Genomic DNA, 23,875 nt, shown 5'->3' with positions numbered 1-23,875 from the left:
ATGTTCGCCTTGCTGCTTCCCCTGACGATCGCAGGCATCGCCATGACCCCGCCCGACCGCCACGACGATCCCCACGCGCGGTGCATGCTGGTCAGTGCGGGCATGGACGTGCGCGAGGCATGGACAATCATGCAGCGCCCGCCGGACAGCACGCTCAGTGGCCACAGCGCCGCCGGCCCGGACGGCGATCCACCAGCAGGCAGTTTCGCCATCGATTTCTGGCAGACCACCGACGCCCACGGCGTCCGCCGCACCTCCGCGTTGCGCTACCGCGGCGGCACCATCGAAAGCGTGGACTGCGGCCGCATCGATCCCCCCTCCCCCTTGAAGGAAAACTGATCCATGCGTTCCCTCTGCGTCTACTGCGGCTCCAACGCCGGCAACAAGCCCGCCTACACCGAACGCGCGATCGCCCTGGGCGACCGCATCGCCAAGGAAGGCATGCGACTGGTCTACGGTGGCGGCAACGTCGGCCTGATGGGGACCGTGGCCGATGCCGTGCTCGCCGCCGGCGGTGAGGTGATCGGCGTCATTCCCGAACAACTGGTCAACTGGGAAGTCGCGCACAAGGGCGTGACGAAGCTGGAAATCGTCGCCAACATGCACGAGCGCAAGAAGCGCATGTTCGACCTGGCCGACGGTTTCGTCGCCCTGCCCGGCGGCTTCGGCACGCTGGACGAGATGTTCGAGATGCTGACCTGGCGCCAGCTCGGCATCGGCGACAAGCCGTGTGCCTTCCTCGACGTGGAAGGTTTCTACACCCCGCTGATGGGCATGATCGACCGCATGGTCGAGGAGCGCTTCCTGCACCCGGAACAGCGCGCCGACCTGTGGCACGGCGACGACCTCGATGCGATGGTCGCGTGGATGCGCGCCTACACGCCTGCGCAGGCGGACAAGTGGATGGATGAGAAGCGGCGCAAGACGTTGCGGTGAGCCGTCCATCGTCCTAGCGAAGGCTGGGACCCCTCTTGCTCTTGCGGGCAGCCATGCGGCGACCACCGGCAATGGATTCCAGCGTTCGCTGGAATGACGGTGGGCGGTGTCCGTGCGATGGACGAACTGCCGTCGTCCCAGCGAAAGCTGGGACCCATCTTGCTTTCAATATGACCTTCACCAAAAACGCTACCAGCGGATTGCTGCTTGTCCGGGAACGGTGAGGTAGGTTTATAGTCTTCTCGCTCGCGCTGACTGGCAAAGGAGAGCCTGCATGCCTCGGGAACGGATTCCCTGTGTCTACATTCTTTGCAGCCAACCACGCGGCACGCTCTACATCGGCGTAACCTCCGAACTTCCAGGACGTATCTGGCAGCACAAGCACGATCAAGCCGACGGCTTCACTCAACGCTACGGCGTCCATACTTTGGTCTGGTATGAAGTCCATGAGCAAATGGAATCTGCGATCCTGCGCGAGAAGGCCATCAAGGCATGGAAACGCCTCTGGAAGATTCAGCTCGTTGAAGCCACAAACTCCACTTGGCGGGATCTCTATCCCGACATTCTTTGAATGAAAGAGGTGCCTAGACCATGACCCTGCCTTCCACCCCCTTCAACGCCTTCCGCATCCATCACGACGACGCCGGTTATCGCGGCGGCGTCAAGGCCATTGCGCTGGATGCCCTGAATCCCGGCGAGGTGGTCATCAAGACCGCGTATTCGTCGGTCAACTACAAGGACGCGCTCGCCGGCACCGGTGAGGGCAAGATCCTGCGGCGCTTTCCGCTGGTAGGCGGCATCGACGTGGCAGGCCACGTGGTGGCCTCGACGGATCCGGCGTTCAAGGAAGGCGATGCGGTGCTGGTGACCGGCTCGGGCCTCAGCGAAACGCGCGATGGCGGCTATGCCCAGTACGCGCGACTCGATGCGAAGTGGGTCATTCCCCTGCCCGACGGACTCAGCCTGCGCGAGAGCATGATCCTGGGCACCGCCGGTTTCACCGCCGCGCTGGCGCTCTACCGCATGCGCGACAACCGGCAGACGCCCGACCTCGGTCCACTCGCCGTCACCGGCGCGACCGGTGGCGTGGGCTCGCTGGCTGTCGACATCTTCAGCAAGGCGGGCTTCGAGGTGCATGCCATCAGCGGCAAGCCCGAGAACACGGACTACCTGAAATCCATCGGCGCCAGTGAAGTCCTGGGCCGCGACGCGCTGGCGACCTCGCGGCCGATGGAGTCCGCGCGCTTCGGTGGCGGCCTGGACAATGTCGGCGGGCCGATGCTGGCCAGCCTGCTGGCGCAGACCGTGCCCTACGGCAATGTCGCCAGCGCCGGCCTCGCCGCCAGCGCCGACCTGCCCATAACTGTGATGCCCTTCATAATTCGGGGCGTGTCCCTGCTCGGCGTTGCCTCCGCCGGCACCGCGCGCGATATCCGCGAACACGTCTGGCAGCTCCTGGCCAGCGACTGGAAACCGCGCCACCTGGACACGATCTGCACACGGGAAACCACGCTGGAAGGCCTGCCGGAGGTGTTCCGCACCATGCTGGACGGGCGTTCGTTCGGACGCACGCTGGTGCGAATGGGATGAACGGCACAGGCGGCGCGACGGGCGTCGTCCGTTGGCCTCCCAGCCCATTGTGTTGTCACCGACAAGGTCTAAAATCGACGGCGGGGAACACTGGGGATATCCATGGCAAAGATTCTGATCGTCGACGATTCGCCGTCGCAGCTGCTGGGCATCCAGCGCATCGTCGAGAAACTGGGGCACGAATCCATCACCGCCGAGGACGGCGCAGCGGGCGTGGAAGTCGCCAAGCGCGAGCTGCCCGACATGGTGCTGATGGATGTGGTGATGCCGAACCTCAACGGGTTCCAGGCCACCCGCACGCTGAGCCGCGAGGCCACCACCAAGCACATCCCGGTCATCCTGGTGACCACTAAGGACCAGGACACCGACCGCATGTGGGGCCTGCGCCAGGGCGCCAAGGCCTACCTGACCAAACCGTTCTCCGAGGATGAGCTGGCCGAAGTGATCGAGCGCATCTTCAACGCGCGCGAACTGCCTTCCGCTCCGTCGGCCTGACGCGCGACATCGATGGATCGGGAAAGAGCAGGCTGCGGCCTGCTCTTTTCGTTTGAGTGCCCGTTCAGCGCGGTGCGACGTAGCCGCCCGGTACGCCGCGCGGCGACAGCACCAGTTGCCACAGGTGCGAACGGCGACTGCGGAAGGTGGCCATCGACGCCGCAAGGTAAAACCGCCACATCCGGCGGAAGCGCTGGTCGTAACGCGGAGCCAGCGCATCCCACGCGGCTTCGATATTGTCGCGCCATGCCTGCAGGGTCAGGTCGTAGTCGGCGCCGAAGTTGTGCCAGTCCTCCAGCACGAACCGGCCCTCGGCCGCGTGCGTGATCTGGGCCGCCGAGGGCAGCATGGAGTTGGGGAAGATGTAGCGCGCGATCCACGGATCGGTGCGGTCCACCGAGCGGCTGCCGCCAATGGTATGCAGCAGGAACAGGCCGTCCGCCGGCAGGCAGCGCCGCACCACGTCGAAGTACGCGGCGTAGTTCTTCACGCCGACATGCTCGAACATGCCGAGCGAAAACACCGCATCGAACGGCTCGTCCAGCGCGCGGTAGTCCTGCAGGCGGATCTCCACCGGCAATCCGGCGCACAAGCGGCGCGCGTACTCGGCCTGCTCGCCCGAGATGGTAACCCCGACGCCTTCCACGCCATACCGCTCGGCCGCGAACGTCAGCGCTTCGCCCCATCCGCAGCCTACGTCGAGCACCCGCATGCCGGGCCGCAAGCGGAGCTTGCGGCAGACCAGGTCGAGCTTGGCTTCCTGCGCAGCGTCGAGGGTGTCGGCATGGCGCCAGTAGCCGCAGCTGTAGACCAGGCGACGGCCCAGCATGGCGGCGTAGAGATCGTTGCCGAGATCGTAGTGGCGTCGCCCCACTTCGCCACTGCGGCGCGGCGACTGGAGGTTGGTCAGGCGGGCCCGCAGTGCATCGAAGATCTCGCCGGCGCGCGGCACCCGCTCGTCCAGGCGCGCCGCCAGCAGGCGGTACAGCAGGCCGTCGAGCGAGGCGGCGTCCCACCACCCGTCCATGTAGCTTTCTCCCAGGCCCAGCGATCCCTGCCCCAAGACGCGCGCGTGGAAGCGCGGATCGTGGACCTGGAGGTCCCAAGGCCGTTCGCCACCGACCCGCACATCCGCTTCGGCCAACAGGGCTGCAATCCTGCGCTCGAAGCGGGCATGCGGCATGGCGGTCAGCGGGCGAACAGCTCCGCGTACGCCGGGGCGACGTGCGGCAGCAGCAGCGCCGAGGGCACGTCGACCGTCTGCGTGCCATCGGCATACGGACCCACCTGGTAGGGCGGGAACACGAAGCGCAACGCGGTGATGCGGCCTGCCGCGTCGAGCACCGGGATGAACTCGCTGAAGTTGCCGGCGTCCGGCTCCGTGCCTTCGTCGATCATCCGGAAGGTGCTCTTGATCAGCGCCGCGCGGTCGGTCGGCGCCAGCTCGTCCTCGTCCGCGCGGGTCACCACGGCGGTGTGCAGCTGTTCGCGCACGTAGTCGCTGATGGCCTGCCAGCCTTTCGCGCCAGGAACAAGGGCGGCGGCGGTCAGGCGGGCGTCCTGCTTCGGCAACCAGACGAAGCGCGCGATGAGCGGCTGGCCATGCGCGCCGCCGGTGTAGCGGCTGCCATCGGCCGCCACCGCCACGATGTTCGGTGTATCCACCACCTGTTCGAAGGCCAGCGACAACTCGTAGGGGGCCGACGGCTTGTCATTGCCGAACGCCTCGACGGCCTCCATCAGCTCGGCGCGCTGGGCGTCGGTATAGGCCGCCAGTGTCCGCGCCAGGCCGGGATGGCGGTTGACCGTCGCCGGATAGCTGATACCCACGACATAGCGGTCGGTGGACTCGATGACATCCTTCAGCTCGGGCGGCGCCACCGGCGCATCTGCAGGCGCGACCGCGGGCAGCTGCGGCTCGGCGGCGGTCGGCGGCGGGGCGGACTCGCGCTTGCAGGCGGACAGCGCCAGCGTCGCCATCAGGACCAAGCCGATGCCACGGATCGGGTTGCGGGTAGTGAGGGGGGATGACACGTACGGGCTCCTTCCGCGTGTGAGGGGCGTCATTCTAGGCTGCCGTACCCGCCACCTCCATCACGATCGTGCGTCGACCAGATCGGCGTACTCGGGATGCCGTTGGACGTACGCCGCCGAGTAGGAACACGCCGGCACCACGTGCCAGCCCTGGCGGCGCGCGTGGTCCAGCGCCGCCTTCACCAGCGTGGCGGCGATACCGCGCCCCCCGATGGCCTCGGGCACGCCGGTATGGTCGATGACCATGCGCCCGTCCCGCAGCGAGTACAGGAGCTCGGCCTCGTGGCCGTCCAGGCGGAGGGAGAAGCGGTGGGCGTCCGGGTCGTGATGGAGGTCGGGCGTGGGCGAGTCGGCGGTCATGGCAGCTCCGTGGTAGGGGACACCCCTACAGTGTGACTCAATGCCCGCCTGTCCCTGTGGCACAACTGGACGCAGCGCGTCACATTCATGCTTGTGAAAGAAAGGGACCGCTGCGGGAGCGTGACCGATATCGCACTTCCATAGTTGGCACGATTGCTGCGTGACATGGCACAAAGACCTGCATCTCGGAGTTCCGCCATGAGCCTGATCGACGCACTGCCCGATGTCTCCAACGCCAGCGACTTCACCCTGCTGGAGGGCCTTTACCAGCTGACCGTCACCGGCCACACCGATGCGTGGGAGTTCGAGAAACTCAACAACGCGGTGTACGAGCGCCTGATGTCGACCTATTCCGGCAGCGAGAACGCCGGCGTGCACGCCGTGCACTCGTTGATGGACTGATACCGCACTTCTTCCACCGGGTGCTCCGGCGCGGCGCAGGGGTCCACCTTCGGGTGTGACTGCCGCGCCGGAGTCCCGTCCCACCTGCATCGACGATGCAGGCAGAACGATCCTCCCTTCTTCCTCGACATGAACGTGGCGCTACTCGCCACGGTGATCGCGTTTGCCCTGATTGCGCCGATCCTGCGTGCCGGCGCTGCCCTGGATCGCCTTCATCCGGCTTTCCGCCGCATGCAGCTCGTGCGCCTTGCCGGCGGCTTCGGCGGAGGCGAATCCCGCTTCCGGCGTGGCGCCATGAGTCTCCTGATCCAGATGCTGCCACGGTGCAGGCTGGCGATCGTGTTCCAGTTTCTGTTCGAGCAGGCTGCGTGCGTTGGCCAGCGCCTGGGCGGGTGTGATCTTCTTCGGCGTGCGCTTGCGCGCGACCTTCTTCGCTGACGCCTTGGCTGCGGGGGCTTGCCGCGTGCCGGTGGTCGTCTTCGTCGTCGCACGTTTGGCCGGACGCTGAGGTGCCGGCTTCTTCGCTACCTTGCGCGCGATCTTCTTGGTGGCGGTCTTCGCCGTCTTCTTCGCGGCCACCTTCCGCGTCGTCTGCTTGGCGACCTTGCGCGTCGCGGTCTTCTTCGCCACCTTGGTGGCTGTCTTGCGTGTCGCACCGGACTGGCGGGCGACTTTCTTGGCGGCAGCTTTTGCGGGTGCGGCTTTCTTCGCGGTGGTTTTCTTGGCGGCGACCTTCTTCGTCGCAACCTTCTTCACTGCCTTGCGTGCCGCCGTCTTACCGGCTGCCGTTTTCCTGGCCGTCTTGCTGACGCTCTTGCTCGCTGCTGTCTTCCGGGTCGCCATGCGTTTCTCCACGGGTGGGACACAACACCGGGATAGCATGGCCCACCTTCAATGCAGGTGAGCAAAGCCGCAATGGCGGCTTAACCGAAGCTGGGGCGCGACAGTTCCTGCAGGAAGTGTCCCACCACGCCGGTGTCCATCACCACCAGAAACAGCACGCCATAGGCCGCACCGGCCAGGTGGGCGCCATGGTTGATGTTGTCGCCACCGCGCTTGTCCATCCAGATGCTGTAAGCGATGTACAGCACGGCGAACACGATGGCCGGCATCGGGATGAAAAACACGCCGATCGTGGCCCAGGGCGCCAGCATGATGAAGGCGAACAGCACCGCCGACACCGCGCCGGACGCGCCCAGGCTGCGGTAGTTGGGGTCCTTCTGGTGCTTCAGGTAGGTCGGCAGGATCGAGACCACCAGCGCCGAGAAGTAGAACAGCGGGAACACCCACGGCCCGTGCTGCGCCGCCATCCAGGCTTCGATCTGGCGACCGAAGAAGAACAGCGTGAACATGTTGAAGAACAGGTGCCAGATGTCGGCATGGATGAAACCGTAGGCGACCAGCCGGTCGTACTGGCGATGGCGGTCGATCGCCGGCGGCCACAGGATCAGCCGCATCAGCAGCGACGGCGTCCGCAATGCGATCAGGCTGACCACGCAGGTGGCCGCGATCAGTAGCAGGGTGATGGGAGCGTCCATCCTTCGTCCTCAGGCCGCAGCGCGGTAGTTGTCCTGCATCGGGTACGTGCGTGCGTACAGCGCGAACGCGAGCGCCGCGACAAACGCAAAGCCGGCGAAGAAGAACATCAGGAACGCGTTCTCCGTCCAGCCCTGCGCCTGGATCCAGCCGATCACCGCCGGATCGCGGACGCTGGCATTGGTCAACAGCACCCACAGGCCGCCGAAGGTGCTGGTCAGGTACCAGAACGCCATGATCACACCCTTCATCGCCATCGGTGCCTGGCTGTAGGCGAACTCAAGCGCCGTCGCCGATACCAGCACTTCGCCGAAGGTCAGCAGCAGGTATGGCAGCGTCTGCCAGGCCAGCGAGACCTGCTCGCCCTCGTCCATCTGCAGCTGCAGCATGCCGGCGACGATCCACGACAGCGCGGAGATCGCGATGCCCCAGCCCATCCGGCGCAAGGCGGTGACGTTGAAGCCCATCTTCCGCAGCGCCGGGTAAAGCACGAGATTGTTGAACGGGATCAGCAGCATGACCATCAGCGGGTTCAGTGCCTGCATCTGCGTGGCGTCCTTGACCAGCCGGCTGGGCCACCACCATGCGTCGTGCGGGATCACCATGTCCTTGCCCTGGATGACCCAGGTGGAAGCCTTCTGGTCGAACAGCGACCAGAACGGCGTGACCAGCGCGAACACGATGAGGATGCGCAGCACCGACCGCACGCCCTCGATGGCGACATCCGGGTGCAGGCCGCGCGCGCGCTCCAGTTGCAGCGAGGCACCCAGGCCGATACCGGCGATGATCGCGCCCAACGCGAGGCACGCGGTGATCACGAATCCCCACGCTTCGGGCCAGATCGTGACGCCTGCGAACTTCAGCGCCCACAGCGCCAGCATCGTGACGGCAGCGGCCATGCCGATGGCGGCGACCAGCGTGCCCGCGCCGAATCCCTTGACCAGCAACGCACTGCGCACGATGTTGAGGAACGAATCCGGATCCTCGCCGCGCGACGGCGGCACATTGACGTACTTGTGACGTCCCGCCCAGAAGATCAGCGTGGCGATGAACATCAGGATGCCGGGAATGCCGAACGCCCACGCCGGACCCCAGCTGTTCAACACCAGCGGCATCAGCAGCGAAGCGAAGAACGAACCGAAATTGATGATCCAGTAGAAGGCGTCGAAGACGATCTTCGCCTTGCTCTTGTTGGTCTGGTCGAACTGGTCGCCACAGAACGTCACCACCAGCGGCTTGATGCCGCCCGACCCCAGGGCGATCAGGAACAGACCGGTATAGAAGCCGGTCGCGTTGCTCTCGAACAACGCCAGGCACGCGTGGCCGGCGCAGTAGATCAGCGAGAACCAGAGGACGGTGTTGTACTTGCCGAAGTAGCGGTCCGACAGCCAGCCCCCCAGTAACGGGAAGAAGTACACACCGATGACGAAGCTGTGGAAGATGTCCTTCGCCGCACCATTCCGCGACGCTTCATCAGGCAGGTACGCCAGCAGCACCGAGCTGATCAGGAACGGCACGAGGATATTGCGCATCCCGTAGAAGCTGAAACGCTCGCAGGCCTCGTTGCCGATGATGTAAGGGATCTGGCGGGGCATGCGGCCCTGGCTGGCTTCTGCGGTCGTGCTCATCCGATCTTCCGGTGAAAAAGTCCCGGAAGGGTAACGTATCCGCCCGCGCAGGGTCGAACCGCCGCGCCGTCACCGAGAGGCGATCAGGGGCTGGGACTGACCGCGATTGCGCGGCATCATGCGCCCCTGCCCTGTTCAGGAATTCCCGATGCTGCGACCGCTCTTCGCCACCCTGCTGCTGGCCTTGGCACCCCTTGCGAACGCCCAGACCCCGCTGACGACCGTGGCCGAACGCTCCGGCTTCATCGAGACCGGGCGTTACGAAGAAGTCACTGCGCTGTGCGATGCCTTCGCGCGCCGCTATCCGACGTCGGTCCGCTGCATCACCTTCGGCACCAGCCCGGAAGGACGCCCGATGAAGGCACTCATCGCCTCCACCAGCGGCGCGCTGACACCGGAACAGGCACAGCGGCGCGGGTTGCCGGTGGTGCTGGTCCAGGGCGGCATCCACGCCGGCGAGATCGATGGCAAGGACGCGGGCTTTCTCGCCCTGCGCGAGGTGCTGGACGGGAAGGCCGCCACGGGTGCGCTGGACAAGCTTGTGTGGGTGTTCGTGCCGGTGTTCAACGTGGACGGCCACGAACGCTTCGGCGCGTGGAACCGCCCCAACCAGCGTGGCCCGAAGGAAATGGGCTGGCGCACCACCGCGCAGAACTACAACCTCAACCGCGACTACCTGAAGGCCGACACGCCCGAGATGCAGGCGATGCTGCACCTGGTGCAGCGCTGGGATCCACTGGTGACCGTGGACTTGCACGCTACCAATGGCGCGCAGTTCGAGCACGACATCTCGATCCAAGTCGAGCCCGTGCATGCCGGCGACGCCGGCCTGCGCGAGGCTGGCCTGGCGTTGCGCACCGGCGTGATCGATGACCTGGCGAAACAGGGATCGCTGCCCCTGCCCTATTACCCGTCGTTCGTCGTGAACGATGATCCGACCTCGGGCTTCGAGGACAGCGTGCCGCCGCCTCGCTTCTCGCATGGCTACTACCTGCTGCGCAACCGCATCGCCATGCTGGTGGAAACGCACTCGTGGAAGACATACCCGGTGCGGGTGCGCATCACCGGCAACACCGTGGTGTCGGTGCTGGAGCATGTCGCGCGCGAGGGCGTGTCGTGGCAGGCAGCGGCGAAACAGGCTGATATTGCGGCTGCATCGCCCGGCGGTCGAGCGGAACCGCTGACCTACATCGCCGCGCCCACCGCGCGTACCGTCGACTTCCGCGGTTACGCCTACACGCGCACGATGTCGGAGGTGTCCGGCGCACCGATGACGCGCTACGACGAAACCACGCCGCAGATCTGGAAGGTGCCGCTGAAGGACGACATTCGTCCCGGCATCGTCGTCGAGGCACCGGGCGCCGGCTACCTGGTGCCTGCTGCCGAAGCGTCGTGGGTGGCCGCCGTGCTGAAGACGCACGGCGTGGAGTACCGCCTGCTGGGCAAACCCTGGCAGGGCGACGCCGATGTCTTCCGTGCACGCAAGGCCAGCTTCGGCGCCGGCCCGGTGGAGACCCACCAGCGCCTGACGGTGGAAGGCGACTGGCAGCGCGAGACGCGCGGCGTGCCGACCGGCTCGCTGTTCGTGCCGATCGCACAAGCAAAATCGCGCCTGGTGATGGCGTTGCTGGAACCGCAGGCACCGGATTCGCTGCTGGCGTGGGGGCGTTTCAACAACGCCTTCGAGCGCAAGGAGTACATGGAAGATTACGTGGCCGAGACGGTGGCGCGCGAGATGCTGCAGGACCCGGCAGTGAAGGCCGAGTTCGAGCGCAAGCTGCGCGATGACAAGGCCTTCGCGGCGGATCCTGGCGCGCGGCTGGCGTTCTTTTACCGCAAGCATCCCTCGTGGGACGAGCGTTACCAGCTGTATCCGGTGCTGCGGGTGGATAGGGCGCCCTGATCAGCCCCTTGTGGGAGCGACGTGAGTCGCGACAGGTTTGCCAGAACGCGTCGCAGCACGCGAAGAGGGAGAACCACCGGCTTTCCGCAGGGGGGGTTGGTGCGCGGTCGCGACTTACGTCGCTCCTACAGAGGAGCAAAAGCGCGCGCTCAGCCCGGGCGCCGTACGCCGTAGCGCGGCGCGGCAGTTCCATACGTGGTTTCGGTGAGCGGCGCGCCCATCGCGGCCAGTGCGGCGCGTTGCTCCGGCAGCGGCGTACGCAGGCTCCCGTCCTCATAGCGCGCCAGCGTGTGGAACGCGGGCAACGCCCATGCGCGTTCGAGCAGGCCCGCCACGCGCGGCCAGCGCGCTGCGTCCACCTGATAGCGCACGAACGCGGCATTGCGGAAGAACGCCGCGATGCTGATGTCGGCGATCGAGACCTCGCCGAAGATCCAGCCCTGTGCCGGCAGCTGGGCCTCCAGGTAATCCAGCGCGACAGGCAGTTCCTCCTCGCGCGCCCCGCGCACGACGTCCTCGTCGGTGCCTTCGTTGAACAGGAACCGGCGCACGCCCTTCTGGAAGAACATCCGCCAGACGATGACATCGCCCAACTGGGAATCGCAGTATTCCTCCAGCCAGCGCGCCTTCGCCCGCTGGACCGGATCGGCCGGATACAGCGGGACCTCGAGGAAGCGATCCTGGACGTACTCGCAGATCACGGTGGAATCGTTGAGCACCAGGTCGCCGTCGAGCAGCACGGGGATACGGCGCAGCGGACTGAGCCGGCCGAACGCGTCGTCGCCGACAAACGGCGCGATGGGATCGATCCGGTACGGGATGCCTTTCAGTTCGAGGCACACCAGCACTTTGCGCACATAGGGCGACAGGTAGTTGCCGATGATCGTCAGCGGTTCGGTCATGCGCGGGCTCCGTGGGGACCGGGTGCAGCGTGCGCATGCCGCGCGCGCCGGTCAACCCAGCGCGGTATCGAGCGCCATCATCAGGCAGAACCCGATCGCCAGGCCGAGCGATGCGATGGTCCCGTTGCCATGGCGGTTGGATTCGGGAATCACGCTGTGGCTGACGGCGATCAGCATGGCGCCGGCGGCGAAAGCCAGGCCCCACGGCAACAGCAACGACGAAACAGACACCGCCCACGCGCTGAGTACCGCCGCGACCGGCTCGGCCACGCCCGACAGCGCGCCGATGAAGACCGCCTTGCTGCGCGCCATGCCGGCACTGGCCAGGATCAGCGCCACGACCAGGCCCTCGGGGATGTCCTGCAGCGCGATGCCCATCGCCAGGCCTTCCGCCCCGCGCAGGCCACCGCCGGCAGCCACGCCCACCGCCATGCCTTCGGGCACGTTGTGCAGCACGATGGCCAGCACGAACAGGACCACGCGCGACGGCACCAGATCGCGCTTCGCATCGCGCGGATCGTCCACCACGCCGCGGTCCAGCGCCAGCAGGGCCAGCGCGCCCAGCAACACCCCGGCGCTGACCAGGCCAGCAGCACCCCACGCCGAGTACCCCGCGCGACCTGCCGCGTCCAGCCCCGGCAGCACCAGCGAGAACGCCGTGGCCGCCAGCATCACCCCTGCGCCGAAGCCCAGCAGGCCATCCGCCAGTTGTTGTTGCAGGTGCTTCACCACCCACACCGGCATCGCGCCGAGCGCGGTCGCCAGCGCGCACAGACCACCACCACGCAGCGCACGCCGCAGCCCGCTGCCGTCGTCCAACGGAATCGTCGCTACCAGCGACAGGGCCACGCCCGCGATCATCAGCGTGACCACGACATACGGCCACGCGAACAGGACGCGCGTCTGGGCGAAAGGATGCAGCACCCGGTTCATGCCGTCGTACTCCCCGCACGGCGCAGTGGCGTCGATCCCGATACTAGCCGCGCCTGCGCAGCGACGCTCATCGCAAAACTGAATCGCTGTGATGGGTAGAGCCCATCGCGCGTGGCCTCGGCCCTGGTCGGCGCGTTGGCGCCCCGAGGCAAGCCGAGACCGTTCGCGCTTCTGCGACCGCGTGCCGGTGCTTCCTGCGTTGACGAACCATTACGTCCGCCATCGCTAAGCTGGCCACCCGCCACCGCCACCAGGAGCGCGCGATGTTCCGTCCCATGCTGATGACCGCCTGCCTGCTCGCGCTGGTGGGCTGTCAATCTCCGCCAGCCACGGCGCCGGCGCCGGAGGCGCCTTCTGCGGCTTCGCCCACGTCGGCCGCGATCCAGGGCCGCGCGCTCTACATGGAACGGATCGCGCCGCCGCCCGGCGCGATCCTCAGCGTGCAACTGGTGGACAACCAATTGGCCGACACGCCCGCTGCCGTGGTGGCCAGTGCCGACTTCGCCGATCTCAAGGGTCCCCCGTTCGCCTTCACCCTGCCTTACGACCCGGCAAAGCTGCGCCCGAACGGACAGTACGGCCTGCATGCCGGCCTTCGCGACGCGCAGGGCAGGCTGTGGTTCGTCACCGATACGCGGGTGCCGGTGACGCCGGGCTCGACGGCGCCGGTCGAGTTCCGCATGGTGCGTGCGGGCGCGGACCCGGTGGCGCCTGGTGCGGGCACGCCCTGGGAGCAGGCCCGGGCGCGCGGCAGCGTATTCCGCGGCATCGGCACCGAGCCGGGCTGGTCGGTGGAAGTCGGCGGCGGCGCGATCCCGCGCCTGTGGGGTGACCTGGACTATGGCGAGCGCACCATCGAGGTCGCGCAGGCGCGCAGGACCGCGCAAGGTTATGCCGGCAGCACCGGCGATGGCCTTGCCGTCGCGCTGACCACTAAGAAGGAAAGCTGCAGCGACGGCATGAGCGACACCGAATACCCCGCCTCCGCCGTGCTGACGGTCGGCGACCAGACCTATCGCGGCTGCGGCCGCTTCCTGACGGAATGATGCCTACATGAGTCGACGTTCCCGCGCACGCCGCCAGAGCCGCCAACGCCTTCCCTTGATCGCCTTCGTGATGCTGCTCGTGCTGGGTGCGGGCGCGTGGTGGTGGTCGCAAAGCGACGATGCGCCCGCCCCATCAGCCACCACCGCACGGGAAACCCCCGAGTCCACCCAGACCAGCGCCGTGCTGGCGCTGCCGCCGGTGGAGCAGACCCGTCCCGGCGCACTCGCCGGCGAGGTGCCCGACGTCGCGCCGCCTGTCGCGCCTGCCGCGCCATCGGCATCGCGCAGCACCGGCGCACTGCCCGCCTTCCTGCCGCCGGAAGCCCAGCACACCCTGACGCTGATCCAGCGCGGCGGGCCGTTCCCGCACCGGCAGGACGGCAGCGTGTTCCAGAACCGCGAGGGGCGACTGCCGCGGCAATCGCGCGGCTATTACCGCGAGTACACCGTCGACACCCCGGGACTGGACCATCGCGGCGAGCGACGCATCGTCACCGGCGGCCAGCCGCCGCGCGAGTACTACTACACGGACGATCATTACGAGAGTTTCCGCCGGTTCGAGATCGGCGGCGAGGCCACCCCATGAGCGACTCCGGCTTCGATCCCGGCCTGGCCGATCCCGCGCGCGCGGGCGTGTTCTTCGTCACCGACGACGATCTGGATCCGTTGTCCGCCGTCGGCCGCGACGCCGGCCTGCTGGCCCGCCGCATCGACCTGTCCGGCTGCGACAGCAAGTCCGCGCTGCTGCTGCGCATCGCCACGGTGCTGGACTTCCCGCAAAGCTCGGGACGCAACTGGGACGCGCTGTCCGACAGCCTGCGCGACCTGTCCTGGCTGGAGGCGCCGGGCTACGTGCTGCTGTTCGAACAGGCGCACGAACTGCGCGACCGCGCCGAGGACGATTTCGACACCCTGCTGGACATCCTGGACGAGGTGTCGCAGTTCTGGACCGCGAACGACGTTCCGTTCTGGTCGTTCATCGCCCTGCCGGAAGAGGACTTCCCCGACCTCCAGTAGGGTTTCCCGGCGGTGGCCGCGCCGATCTGCGAAAATGCCGCATGATCGATTTCACTTCTCTTCCGCTGGCGCCCGGCCTGCAGCAGGGCGTCCAGGCGCTCGGCTACACCCGTCCCACCCCCATCCAGGCCCGCAGCCTGCCCGCCATCCTCGACGGCCGCGATGTCATTGCGCAGGCGCCGACCGGCAGCGGCAAGACGGCCGCGTTCGGACTGGGCCTGCTGCACCGGCTGGATCTTGCCACCGTGCGCACGCAGGCGCTGGTGCTCTGCCCCACGCGTGAGCTGGCGGACCAGGTGGCGCAGCAACTGCGTAAGCTGGCGCTCGGTCTTCCCAACCTGAAAGTGCTGACGCTCTGCGGCGGCATGCCGCTGGAGCCGCAGCTGCGCTCGCTGGAAGCGCACGACCCGCACGTCGTGGTCGGCACGCCCGGCCGCATCCAGGAACTGCTGCGCAAGAAGGCGGTGCACCTGGGCGGCGTGCGCACGCTGGTGCTGGACGAAGCGGACCGCATGCTCGACATGGGCTTCGAGGAGCCGATCCGCGAGATCACCGGCAAGACGCCGAAGGATCGCCAGAGCCTGCTGTTCTCCGCCACCTTCACCGATGCCATCCGCGATATCGCCCGCAACACCCTGCGCGATCCGCTGGAAGTCACGGTGGATGCGCCGCAGGAACAGGCAGTGATCGAGCAGCGCTTCGTGCGCGTGGAGCCGGAGCGCAAGCAGACCGCCCTGGCCGGACTGCTGGCGCAGCGCGGCGTCGATTCGTGCGTGGTGTTCTGCAATATGCGCAAGGACGTGGACGAAGTGGCCGGTTCGCTGCAGCACTTCGGCTTCTCCGCGCTGGCCCTGCATGGCGACATGGAACAGCGCGACCGCGACGAGGTGCTGGTGCGCTTCGCCAACCGCAGCTGCAACGTGCTGGTCGCCAGCGATGTCGCAGCGCGCGGTCTGGACATCGAAGACCTGGCCCTGGTCGTCAACTACGACATGCCCAGCGACGCCGACACCTACGTGCACCGCATCGGCCGCACCGGTCGCGCCGGTCGCGGCGGGCTGGCGATCAGCCTGTGCACACCGCGCGAACTGCCGCGGGCCACGGTGATCGAGGAACGCCTGGGCGCCCCGCTGCTGTGGGACCGCAGCGTCCCGCCCGCGCCGAAGGCCAACACCGCACCGCCTGCCACGATGACCACGTTGCGCATCGATGCGGGCAAGACCGACAAGCTGCGTCCCGGCGACGTGCTGGGTGCATTGACCGGCGACGCCGGCCTGTCCGCGTCCGCCATCGGCAAGATCCATGTGTTCGCCACGCGCACCTACGTGGCCGTCGCGCGCGAGAAGGCCGCCGCCGCGCTGTCGCGACTCAACGCCGGCAAGATCAAGGGCCGCAGCTTTCGCGTGCGCAAGCTCTGAGGCATCCATCCTGCGGCGTGGCGTGGGAGCGACGTAAGTCGCGATGACGCACCGACATTGTCTACAGGTCCGCGATCGCGACTCACGTCGCTCCCACAACGAGAAAACAAGACCACACAAACAAAAACGCCGGCGCTTGCGCACCGGCGTTTTCTTGAACCGTCGGGTTCAGCGCTGGATTACAGCGGCTGCACCTGGTCGGCCTGCATGCCCTTCTGGCCCTGCACGGCGACGAAGGAGACCGCCTGGCCTTCCTTCAGCGACTTGAAGCCATTGCCCTGGATCGAGCGGAAGTGCACGAACAGGTCGGGGCCGCTCTGCGGGGTGATGAAGCCGAAGCCCTTGGCGTCGTTGAACCACTTGACGGTACCGGTCTGACGATCAGACATCTTTACTAACTCCTGAAACATGGATGAAAGGACCACAACCCCGGCATATGACCGGGACGGGACTGGGTTTGCAGGCGTTGGTAAAGCGGGAAGATGTAGCAGATGTATCTACCGCATCAGGCTCACGATTCACGGTGACCCTGGCAAGCACAGTGGCGGCACTCTACCGGGGTTTTCAGGTAAAAGCGAATCCCTGTTGCAGCCAACCTGAACAGGGACGTCCGGCAGCCCTGCCGGCCGCCGTCGCGCACGCACGGGTCGTCGCCCCTCGCGGCGTATGATGGCGCCCCTTCTGCCGGACCCCCGCCATGGCCCTCAAGTCCACCGTCGTCAAAGCCGAACTGCAGATCAGCGACATGGACCGGCACTACTACGGCGCCCACGGCCTGACCCTGGCCCAGCACCCGTCGGAGACCGACGAGCGGCTGATGGTCCGGCTGCTGGCCTTCGCCCTCCATGCCGACGACCGCCTGGAGTTCGGCAAGGGCCTGAGCAACGAGGAAGAGCCCGATCTGTGGCGCAAGGACTACACCGGACTGATCGACCAGTGGATCGACCTGGGCCAGCCGGACGAATCCCGCATCCGAAAGGCCTGCGGTAAGGCGGGCGAAGTCATCGTGGTCAACTACGGCGGCCGCGCGGCCGACCTCTGGTGGGAGCGGAACGCGGCGCTGCTGGCGCGTCACCGCAACCTGACCGTGCTCGACATCGCCCCGGAGACGGTCGACGCCGTGACCGCCCTGATGGTGCGCAGCATGCGCTTCAACGTGATGATCCAGGACGGCGAGATGCAGTGGATGACCGACGACCTCGTGGTCAGCGTGATCCCGTCCATCCGCCAGGCAGGCCTCGCCCGGGCCGCCTGACCGCATGGTGCCGACCCACGACGTCCTGGTCATCGGCGGCGGTGCGGCCGGCCTGATGACCGCATTGACCGCCGGCCAGCGCGGCCTGCGCGTGCTGGTGGTCGAGCACGCCAACAAGGTCGGCAAGAAGATCCTGATGTCCGGCGGCGGCCGCTGCAATTTCACCAACACCGGCACCACGCCGGTCAACTTCCTGTCGGCCAATCCCCACTTCTGCAAGTCGGCGCTGGCGCGCTACACGCCGGCCGATTTCATCGGGCTGGTCGAACGGCACCGCGTCGCGTACCACGAGAAGGAGCTCGGCCAGCTGTTCTGCGACGTGTCCTCCAAGCTGATCGTCAAGCTGCTGGTCGACGAATGCCTGGTCGCCGGCGTGCGTATCGAGACCGGCTGCAGCGTGCAAAAAGTGGAGCAGGCCGATGGCCTGTTCCGGCTGGAGACGACGCTGGGCCGCTTCGCCGCGCCGTCGCTGGTGGTCGCCACCGGCGGGCTGTCGATCCCGAGCATGGGCGCGACCGGCTTCGGCTACGACCTGGCGAAGCAATTCGGCCACGACCTGCTGCCGACGCGTGCCGGCCTGGTGCCGCTGACGCTCAGCGGCAAGCACCAGGAGCGGCTGGCCGACCTCAGCGGTGTCGCCTTCCCGGTGGAAGCGCGTTGCGGGAAGGCGCACTTCCGCAACTTCATGCTGCTCACCCACCGCGGGGTCAGCGGGCCGTCGATCCTGCAGATCTCCTCGTACTGGCAACCCGGCGACAACCTGCGCCTGGACCTGCTGCCGGACCGCGACGCGCTGGACTGGCTGCAGGGCCAGCAGAGGCAGCGTCCCGATGCCGAACTGAAGACGGTGCTGTCCGACGCACTGCCACGCCGGTTCGCCCAGCGCCTGTGCGAGGTCTGGCTGCCCAACCGGCCGATGAAGCAGTTCAATGCGCCGCAACTCAAGGATGCCGCCGCCCTGCTTGCCGGATGGCCGCTGGTCGCCAGCGGTACCGAGGGCTACCGCACGGCCGAAGTCACCCTGGGCGGCGTGGACACCGATGGCGTGTCCAGCAGCACGATGATGTCGAAGCGGGTGCCGGGCCTGTTCTTTGTCGGCGAGGTGCTGGACGTCACCGGCTGGCTGGGCGGATACAACTTCCAGTGGGCGTGGGCTTCCGGCCACGCCGCGGGCATGGCGGCCTGACGCACTGCGGCGTTCCCAACGCGGCGGCCTTTGCTAGCCTTGTGGAAACCGGTGTCATCTCGGGATTTCCATGACGTCATCGCTAGATACGGCCTCGCGCCGCCGCTTCCTGGCCCAACTGGCCGGCACCTCCGGACTCGCGCTGGCGTCGGCCTGCCTCCCGGCTGGCGCCGATACCGTTCAGGCCACGTCCGCGACCACCCGCAGCGGACGCATTGCCGGCCGCGTGGACCGTGGCATCCATGTGTTCCGTGGCCTGCCCTACGGCGCCGATACCGCCACCCGACGCTTCCAGCGCGCCGTGCGCGAAACGCCCTGGACCGGCGTGCGCGATGCCACCCGCTTCGGCGCATCTGCGCCCCAGCGCGGCGACGCCGACGGACAGCCGGTCAGCGAGGACTGTCTCTTCCTCAACGTCTGCACCCCTGCCCTGCGCGATGGCGGCAGGCGTCCGATCCTGTTCTACATCCACGGCGGCGGCTACAACAACGGCTCGGGATCCCATCCGCTCTACGACGGCGCGAACCTGTGCCGGCGCGGCGACGTGGTGGTGGTCACCGTCAACCACCGGCTCAACGCGTTCGGCTATCTGCATCTGGGCGAGAGCGGCGACGAGCGCGTGATGGACGCCGGCAACATCGGCCAGCTGGACCTGATCGATGCGCTGCACTGGGTGCGCGAACACGCCCACGAGTTCGGCGGCGACGCCGGCAACGTCACCGTGTTCGGCCAGTCGGGCGGCGGCGCGAAGATCGCCACATTGATGGCAATGCCGGCGGCCGATGGCCTGTTCCACAAGGCGATGACCATGAGCGGCCAGCAGGTCACCGCCGCCGGCCCGCGCGCGGCGGCGCAGCGCAGCGCGCTGTTCCTGGGCGAACTCGGACTGCGGCCGGGCGACATCGACGCCTTGCTGGCGATGCCGATGGCGCGGCTGCTGGACGCCACGCGGTTGCGCGACCCCTCGCGCGCCGAAGACACCTCGCTCTATTTCGGCCCGGTGCTGGATGCGCGCAACCTGCATCGCCATCCGTTCTATCCGGATGCGCCCGCGCAGTCGGCGCGCATCCCGATGATCATCGGCAACACGCGCGACGAGACCCGCGCCTTCCTTGGCAACGACGAGGCGAATTTCTCCCTGACGTGGGAACAGGTGCCGCAGAAACTGCGCGAACAGCAGTATGTGGACCTGTCGCCGGAGGTGGTGATCGCCGAGTACCGGCGGCTGTATCCGGACTACACGCCGTCCGAGGTCTTCTTCGCGGCGACCACCGCAGGACGTTCGTGGCGTGGCGCGGTGATCGAAGCCGAGGAGCGAGCGAAGCAGGGCGCGCCCGCCTGGGTCTACCAAGTGGACTGGCGCTCACCCGCCGAGAACGGGCGCCTGCGGGCATTCCATACGCTCGACATCCCGTTGGTGTTCGACAACATCGGCGCGGAAGGATCGAAGACGGGGGCCGACGCACGCGCCCGCACGATGGCCGCGCGCATGAGCGCCGCGCTGATCGCCCTCGCCCGCCACGGCGATCCGAACCACGCCGGCCTGCCCGCGTGGGCCCCGTACACGCTGCCGCAGCGGCAGACGATGGTGTTCGACGACGAAAGCCGGATGCAGGACGACCCGCGCGGCGGCGAGCGCCGACTCTACGAACGGGTGCCCTTCATCCAGCGCGGCACGATGTAGCGTGCGCCGAGCGCACGACCGCATGGATGCGTGTCACCGCTGTCGTGCGCGTGACGCACGCTACGACATGACCTCGTCCGCGATCTCGAAGGAGCGCAGGCGCTTGGCGTGGTCGAAGATGTTGGCGGTCAGCATCAGTTCGTCCGGACGATGCCGCTGGATGAAGTCGGCGATGCCCTTGCGCACGGTGTCGCGGCTGCCGATGACGGCACAGGCGAGCGCCTGCGCGACCCCGGTCTTCTCATGCGGCTCCCAGAACGTCTCGATGTCGTCGATCGGCGGCGGCACCAGTCCCGCGCGGCCACGACGCAGGTTGACGAAGGCCTGCTGCTGGGTGGTGAACAGATAGCGCGCTTCCTCGTCGGTCTCGGCCGCCACCACGTTCAGGGCAAGCATCGCGTGCGGCTTGGCCACATGCTTGGACGGGCGGAAGTCTCGGTGATAGAGCAACAACGCCTGGTCCATCGCGTCCGGCGCGAAGTGCGATGCGAATGCATACGGCAAGCCGAGCGCGGCCGCCAACTGCGCGCCGAACAGGCTGGAGCCCAGCAGCCACACCGGCACCTCCAGTCCCGCACCCGGCACGGCGCGCACGGCCTGGCCCTCTTGGACCGGCGCGAAGTAGCGCAGCACTTCCTGGACGTCCTGCGGAAACTGATCGGCGCCGTCGAAGTAGCGGCGCAGGGCGCGCGCCGTGGCCTGGTCGGTGCCCGGTGCGCGGCCCAGTCCCAGGTCGATGCGGCCCGGATACAGCGACGCGAGCGTGCCGAACTGTTCGGCCACCTGCAGCGGCGAGTGGTTGGGCAGCATGATGCCGCCGGCGCCGACGCGGATCGTCGAGGTCGCGCCTGCGACATGGCCGATCAGCACGGCGGTGGCCGCGCTGGCGATGCCCGGCATGTTGTGGTGTTCGGCCAGCCAGTAGCGCGTATAGCCCCAGCGCTCGGCGTGCTGCGCCAGGTCGCGCATGTGGGCGAAGGCCTGCGTGGTGTCGCTGCCTTCGCAGACGGGGGCCAGGTCGAGGAGCGAATACGGAATCATGGGACCACCGGCAAGGACGATGCCATTGTCATGGGGCCACCGACGGCCGGATTCCACCACAGGTCGCGGGACGCTGTATCCCGCTCAGCCCAGCAGGTCGAACGGACCGCCCTGCTGCAGTGCCCGCTGGTAGGAAGGTCGCGCATGGAGGCGCGCGAGGAAGCTGGCCAGATTCGGACGGTCCGCAAGGCCGGTCCGCACCGCGGCGGCTTCCACCGGAAAGCTCATCTGGATGTCCGCCGCGCTGAACTGCTCTCCGGCGAACCAGGCCGCCTTGCCGAGTTCGTGCTCCATGTAGTCCAGATGCAGCTTCACCTGCGGACCGACGAACGTCCGCATGGCCTTGTCGGCGATCCCGCGCGCGACCGGCCGGGCGAAGAACGGCATCGGCGCCTTCTTCAGGCGCGAGAACACCAGGCTCAGCAGCATCGGCGGCATCGCCGAGCCTTCCGCGTAGTGCAGCCAGTAGCGGTAGCGAAGGTGTTCGGCACTGCCCGGCGACGGTGCGAACCGGCGCGCCGCGTCATAGCGCTCCACCAGGTACTCGAGGATGGCACCCGATTCGGCCAGCACATGCTCGCCGTCGACCACCACCGGCGACTTGCCCAGCGGGTGGATCTTCTTCAGCTCCGGCGGCGCCAGCATCGTTTTCGCATCGCGCTGGTAGCGCACGACGGTGTAGTCCAGCCCCAGTTCTTCCAGCAGCCAGAGCACGCGCTGCGAGCGGGAGTTGTTGAGGTGGTGGACGGTGATCATGGGGGCGCTCCGCGGGGGAAGCTCATGCTACCGCGCCGCTCGCCGTTGTAGGAGCGACGTCAGTCGCGACCGCATGTCGACCGCCACGCTGGAAACATGCCTGTGTCGTAGACCCTTTGCATCTGACGGCACGAGGAGGCCTGGACGCTCGGTCGCGACTGACGTCGCTCCTACAGTGGGCCAGCGCGCTCACGAACTGCACGACAGCATCGAGCAGCCTGCGCGTTCCCGTGCCCAGTCGGGGCGCCGATGCGCAAACCGGTCGCAGCCGGGCTGGTCGTCGTAAGGACGGCGCATGACCTCCATCAGGTCATGGACGCCGGTCAGGTCGCCGGCCTCCGCAGCCTCGATCGCCTGCTGCGCCAGATAGTTGCGCAGCACGTAGCGGGGATTGGCCAGGCGCATGCGTTCGCGGCGCGTGGCGGCATCGAGCGCATCTTCGTCACGCCGCCGCGCATAGCCGACCAACCAGTCGCGCAGCGCGGGCGCCACGGCCTCGCGCTTCGCCGGATCGTAGAACGCCTCGTCGAAAGCGGACAGCGAGGCATCCGACAGATCCGCATTCATCAACGCGCGGAAGAACAGCGTCATGTCGATCTCGCCTTCCTGCAACAGCAACTGCAGCGCCTCCCTGCGTTCGACATCGTCGTCGCGGCAGGCGGCCAGCCCCAGTTTGCCTGCGATGGTGTCGCGGTCCGCCTGCGTGTAGGCATCGGCGAAGCGCTGCAGCCCGTCCTGCAACGGCGCCGCGTCGCCGAACAGCGGCGACAGCGCCTGCGCGAAGCGGCTCAGGTTCCAGCCCGCCACGCGCGGCTGCCAGCCGAACCGGTAACGTCGGCCCTGTACGTCGGTGGTGTTCGGCGTCCAGTCCGGATCGTAGTGGTCGATCCAGCCATACGGGCCGTAGTCGATGGTCAGGCCCAGCACCGACATGTTGTCGGTATTCATCACGCCATGTACGAAACCCACCCGCATCCAGTGCGCCACCATCACCGCCGTGCGTTCGCAGACCTCGGCGAACCATGCCGCATACAGCGCCTCGCCCTCGCCCGCCAGGTGCGGAAAGTCGCGCCGGATCGTGAAGTCCACCAGCGCACGCAGCAGCTCCGTCTCGCCACGCGAGGTGGGCAGCTGGTAATGGCCGAAGCGCAGGAACGACGGCGCCACGCGGCAGACGACGGCGCCCGGTTCGGGTGTCGGGTGGCCGTCGTAGAACATGTCGCGCACCACCGCCTCGCCCGTGCCGACCAGGCTCAGTGCGCGCGTCGTCGGCACGCCCAGATGGTGCATCGCTTCGCTGCACAGGAACTCGCGGATCGAGGAGCGCAGGACTGCGCGGCCATCGGCGGTGCGCGAATAGGGTGTCGAACCCGCACCCTTCAGTTGCAGCTCCCAGCGCTCGCCGGCCGCATTGACCGCTTCGCCCAGCGTGACGGCACGGCCATCGCCGAGCTGACCGGCCCAGTGGCCGAACTGGTGGCCCCCGTAGTTGCCGGCGTATGGCTGCATCCCGGGCAGCAAGGCATTGCCGCCGAACACCTGGGCGAATGCAGGCGATGCGACATCGCCATCGTCCAGTCCGAGCAGGGACGCGACGTCGCGCGAATGCGCCAGCAGCGTCGGCGCGGCCACCGGTGTGGGCTCGACCGCCGACCACAGCGCACCGCGCACCTCGCGGCGGCGATAGCCCTGCTCGGGATCGCCCGGCAGTTCGCGCAGGAAGCGGTTGTCGAAACGCAGGGCGTCCAGGCCG

At 67.5% G+C, this 23,875-nt stretch carries 26 protein-coding genes; 14 read left to right on the top strand and 12 right to left on the bottom strand.

Going from position 1 to position 23,875, the window contains the following annotated elements; all coding sequences use genetic code 11:
• The 5 genes from ASD77_RS13835 (at nucleotide 1) to pilH (ending at nucleotide 3,021) form a co-directional block, all read left to right on the top strand.
• Nucleotides 1-339: a hypothetical protein gene (locus ASD77_RS13835; protein ID WP_055942829.1), complete on the top strand. Its 339-nt coding sequence runs from the start codon at nucleotides 1-3 to the stop codon at nucleotides 337-339.
• 3 nt (nucleotides 340-342) lie between these two features.
• Nucleotides 343-936: a TIGR00730 family Rossman fold protein gene (locus ASD77_RS13830; RefSeq protein ID WP_055942826.1), complete on the top strand. Its 594-nt coding sequence runs from the start codon at nucleotides 343-345 to the stop codon at nucleotides 934-936.
• Nucleotides 937-1,210: 274 nt separating this feature from the next.
• A complete protein-coding gene (locus tag ASD77_RS17845; RefSeq protein ID WP_082563307.1) occupies nucleotides 1,211-1,507 on the top strand; it encodes a GIY-YIG nuclease family protein in 297 nt (98 codons plus the stop codon).
• 20 nt (nucleotides 1,508-1,527) lie between these two features.
• A complete protein-coding gene (locus tag ASD77_RS13825) occupies nucleotides 1,528-2,526 on the top strand; it encodes a YhdH/YhfP family quinone oxidoreductase (RefSeq protein ID WP_055942822.1) in 999 nt (332 codons plus the stop codon).
• 102 nt (nucleotides 2,527-2,628) lie between these two features.
• Nucleotides 2,629-3,021 carry a twitching motility response regulator PilH gene (gene pilH / locus ASD77_RS13820; protein ID WP_055942820.1) on the top strand — a complete coding sequence of 131 codons (393 nt, stop codon included), beginning with the start codon at nucleotides 2,629-2,631 and terminating at the stop codon, nucleotides 3,019-3,021.
• Between the two features lie 64 nt (nucleotides 3,022-3,085).
• Here the strand turns inward: pilH and cfa are convergent, their stop codons facing one another.
• The 3 genes from cfa to ASD77_RS13805 all read right to left on the bottom strand — a co-directional run bounded on the left by cfa (nucleotide 3,086) and on the right by ASD77_RS13805 (nucleotide 5,415).
• Nucleotides 3,086-4,204, bottom strand: coding sequence for a cyclopropane fatty acyl phospholipid synthase (gene cfa / locus ASD77_RS13815; protein ID WP_055942817.1), 1,119 nt, complete (start codon nucleotides 4,202-4,204; stop codon nucleotides 3,086-3,088).
• Between the two features lie 5 nt (nucleotides 4,205-4,209).
• Entirely contained in the window at nucleotides 4,210-5,001 is a 792-nt protein-coding gene (locus ASD77_RS13810; RefSeq protein WP_055942814.1) for a DUF3298 and DUF4163 domain-containing protein, read from the bottom strand.
• 114 nt (nucleotides 5,002-5,115) lie between these two features.
• Nucleotides 5,116-5,415 carry a GNAT family N-acetyltransferase gene (locus tag ASD77_RS13805; RefSeq protein WP_055942811.1) on the bottom strand — a complete coding sequence of 100 codons (300 nt, stop codon included), beginning with the start codon at nucleotides 5,413-5,415 and terminating at the stop codon, nucleotides 5,116-5,118.
• Between the two features lie 198 nt (nucleotides 5,416-5,613).
• Between ASD77_RS13805 and ASD77_RS13800 the strand changes: the two genes are divergently transcribed.
• Entirely contained in the window at nucleotides 5,614-5,817 is a 204-nt protein-coding gene (locus ASD77_RS13800) for a hypothetical protein (RefSeq protein ID WP_055942808.1), read from the top strand.
• A gap of 141 nt (nucleotides 5,818-5,958) precedes the next feature.
• Here the strand turns inward: ASD77_RS13800 and ASD77_RS17840 are convergent, their stop codons facing one another.
• The 3 genes from ASD77_RS17840 to ASD77_RS13780 all read right to left on the bottom strand — a co-directional run bounded on the left by ASD77_RS17840 (nucleotide 5,959) and on the right by ASD77_RS13780 (nucleotide 8,981).
• Entirely contained in the window at nucleotides 5,959-6,660 is a 702-nt protein-coding gene (locus ASD77_RS17840; protein WP_156383647.1) for a histone, read from the bottom strand.
• A gap of 80 nt (nucleotides 6,661-6,740) precedes the next feature.
• Nucleotides 6,741-7,355, bottom strand: a complete 615-nt coding sequence (locus ASD77_RS13785) for a rhomboid family intramembrane serine protease (RefSeq protein ID WP_055942798.1) — start codon at nucleotides 7,353-7,355, stop codon at nucleotides 6,741-6,743.
• Nucleotides 7,356-7,364: 9 nt separating this feature from the next.
• Complete coding sequence (locus ASD77_RS13780) at nucleotides 7,365-8,981, bottom strand: MFS transporter (protein WP_055942794.1); 1,617 nt, start codon at nucleotides 8,979-8,981, stop codon at nucleotides 7,365-7,367.
• A 148-nt stretch (nucleotides 8,982-9,129) separates the two neighbouring features.
• On the opposite strand from ASD77_RS13780, the gene ASD77_RS13775 reads away from it, so the two are divergent.
• Nucleotides 9,130-10,884 (top strand): M14 family metallopeptidase, encoded by a 1,755-nt coding sequence (locus ASD77_RS13775; protein ID WP_055942791.1) that lies wholly within the window; start codon nucleotides 9,130-9,132, stop codon nucleotides 10,882-10,884.
• A 149-nt stretch (nucleotides 10,885-11,033) separates the two neighbouring features.
• Here the strand turns inward: ASD77_RS13775 and ASD77_RS13770 are convergent, their stop codons facing one another.
• Both ASD77_RS13770 and ASD77_RS13765 read right to left on the bottom strand, forming a co-directional pair.
• Nucleotides 11,034-11,786 (bottom strand): glutathione S-transferase family protein, encoded by a 753-nt coding sequence (locus tag ASD77_RS13770; protein ID WP_055942787.1) that lies wholly within the window; start codon nucleotides 11,784-11,786, stop codon nucleotides 11,034-11,036.
• A 51-nt stretch (nucleotides 11,787-11,837) separates the two neighbouring features.
• Nucleotides 11,838-12,719, bottom strand: a complete 882-nt coding sequence (locus ASD77_RS13765; RefSeq protein ID WP_055942784.1) for a ZIP family metal transporter — start codon at nucleotides 12,717-12,719, stop codon at nucleotides 11,838-11,840.
• A 263-nt stretch (nucleotides 12,720-12,982) separates the two neighbouring features.
• Here ASD77_RS13765 and ASD77_RS13760 point away from each other — a divergent pair, with 263 nt between their 5' ends.
• The 4 genes from ASD77_RS13760 to dbpA are packed head-to-tail and all read left to right on the top strand — an operon-like array spanning nucleotide 12,983 to nucleotide 16,200.
• Complete coding sequence (locus ASD77_RS13760; RefSeq protein ID WP_082563305.1) at nucleotides 12,983-13,765, top strand: YbaY family lipoprotein; 783 nt, start codon at nucleotides 12,983-12,985, stop codon at nucleotides 13,763-13,765.
• A gap of 7 nt (nucleotides 13,766-13,772) precedes the next feature.
• The gene (locus ASD77_RS13755) at nucleotides 13,773-14,351 is read left to right on the top strand and encodes a ribonuclease domain-containing protein (RefSeq protein WP_235578539.1); all 579 of its coding nucleotides are present in this window, start codon (nucleotides 13,773-13,775) and stop codon (nucleotides 14,349-14,351) included.
• Entirely contained in the window at nucleotides 14,348-14,782 is a 435-nt protein-coding gene (locus ASD77_RS13750; protein WP_055942776.1) for a barstar family protein, read from the top strand. Before ASD77_RS13755 ends, ASD77_RS13750 begins: the two co-directional genes overlap by 4 nt.
• Before the next feature lie 41 nt (nucleotides 14,783-14,823).
• Nucleotides 14,824-16,200, top strand: a complete 1,377-nt coding sequence (gene dbpA / locus ASD77_RS13745; RefSeq protein WP_055942773.1) for an ATP-dependent RNA helicase DbpA — start codon at nucleotides 14,824-14,826, stop codon at nucleotides 16,198-16,200.
• Between the two features lie 179 nt (nucleotides 16,201-16,379).
• On the opposite strand, the gene ASD77_RS13740 is transcribed toward dbpA, so the two are convergent.
• Nucleotides 16,380-16,589, bottom strand: coding sequence for a cold-shock protein (locus ASD77_RS13740; RefSeq protein ID WP_055942770.1), 210 nt, complete (start codon nucleotides 16,587-16,589; stop codon nucleotides 16,380-16,382).
• Nucleotides 16,590-16,897: 308 nt separating this feature from the next.
• Between ASD77_RS13740 and ASD77_RS13735 the strand changes: the two genes are divergently transcribed.
• From ASD77_RS13735 to ASD77_RS13725, 3 genes are all read left to right on the top strand, one after another.
• Complete coding sequence (locus ASD77_RS13735; RefSeq protein WP_055942767.1) at nucleotides 16,898-17,455, top strand: YaeQ family protein; 558 nt, start codon at nucleotides 16,898-16,900, stop codon at nucleotides 17,453-17,455.
• 4 nt (nucleotides 17,456-17,459) lie between these two features.
• On the top strand, nucleotides 17,460-18,641 hold the full coding sequence (locus ASD77_RS13730; protein WP_055942764.1) for an NAD(P)/FAD-dependent oxidoreductase: 1,182 nt from the start codon (nucleotides 17,460-17,462) through the stop codon (nucleotides 18,639-18,641).
• Between the two features lie 70 nt (nucleotides 18,642-18,711).
• Complete coding sequence (locus ASD77_RS13725; protein ID WP_055942761.1) at nucleotides 18,712-20,325, top strand: carboxylesterase/lipase family protein; 1,614 nt, start codon at nucleotides 18,712-18,714, stop codon at nucleotides 20,323-20,325.
• Between the two features lie 60 nt (nucleotides 20,326-20,385).
• Here ASD77_RS13725 and ASD77_RS13720 read toward each other — a convergent pair whose 3' ends face one another.
• The 3 genes from ASD77_RS13720 to ASD77_RS13710 all read right to left on the bottom strand — a co-directional run bounded on the left by ASD77_RS13720 (nucleotide 20,386) and on the right by ASD77_RS13710 (nucleotide 23,871).
• Nucleotides 20,386-21,366 (bottom strand): LLM class flavin-dependent oxidoreductase, encoded by a 981-nt coding sequence (locus ASD77_RS13720; RefSeq protein WP_055942758.1) that lies wholly within the window; start codon nucleotides 21,364-21,366, stop codon nucleotides 20,386-20,388.
• An 84-nt stretch (nucleotides 21,367-21,450) separates the two neighbouring features.
• The gene (locus tag ASD77_RS13715) at nucleotides 21,451-22,122 is read right to left on the bottom strand and encodes a glutathione S-transferase (RefSeq protein ID WP_055942754.1); all 672 of its coding nucleotides are present in this window, start codon (nucleotides 22,120-22,122) and stop codon (nucleotides 21,451-21,453) included.
• A 189-nt stretch (nucleotides 22,123-22,311) separates the two neighbouring features.
• Entirely contained in the window at nucleotides 22,312-23,871 is a 1,560-nt protein-coding gene (locus ASD77_RS13710; protein WP_156383667.1) for a YdiU family protein, read from the bottom strand.
• Between the last annotated feature and the right edge of the window lie 4 nt (nucleotides 23,872-23,875).

Origin of the sequence: Pseudoxanthomonas sp. Root65 (assembly GCF_001427635.1) — a bacterium.
Taxonomy (GTDB): Bacteria; Pseudomonadota; Gammaproteobacteria; order Xanthomonadales; family Xanthomonadaceae; genus Pseudoxanthomonas_A.
Note: the sequence above shows the minus strand (reverse complement) of the source record. Positions and strands in the feature narration are given on the sequence as shown.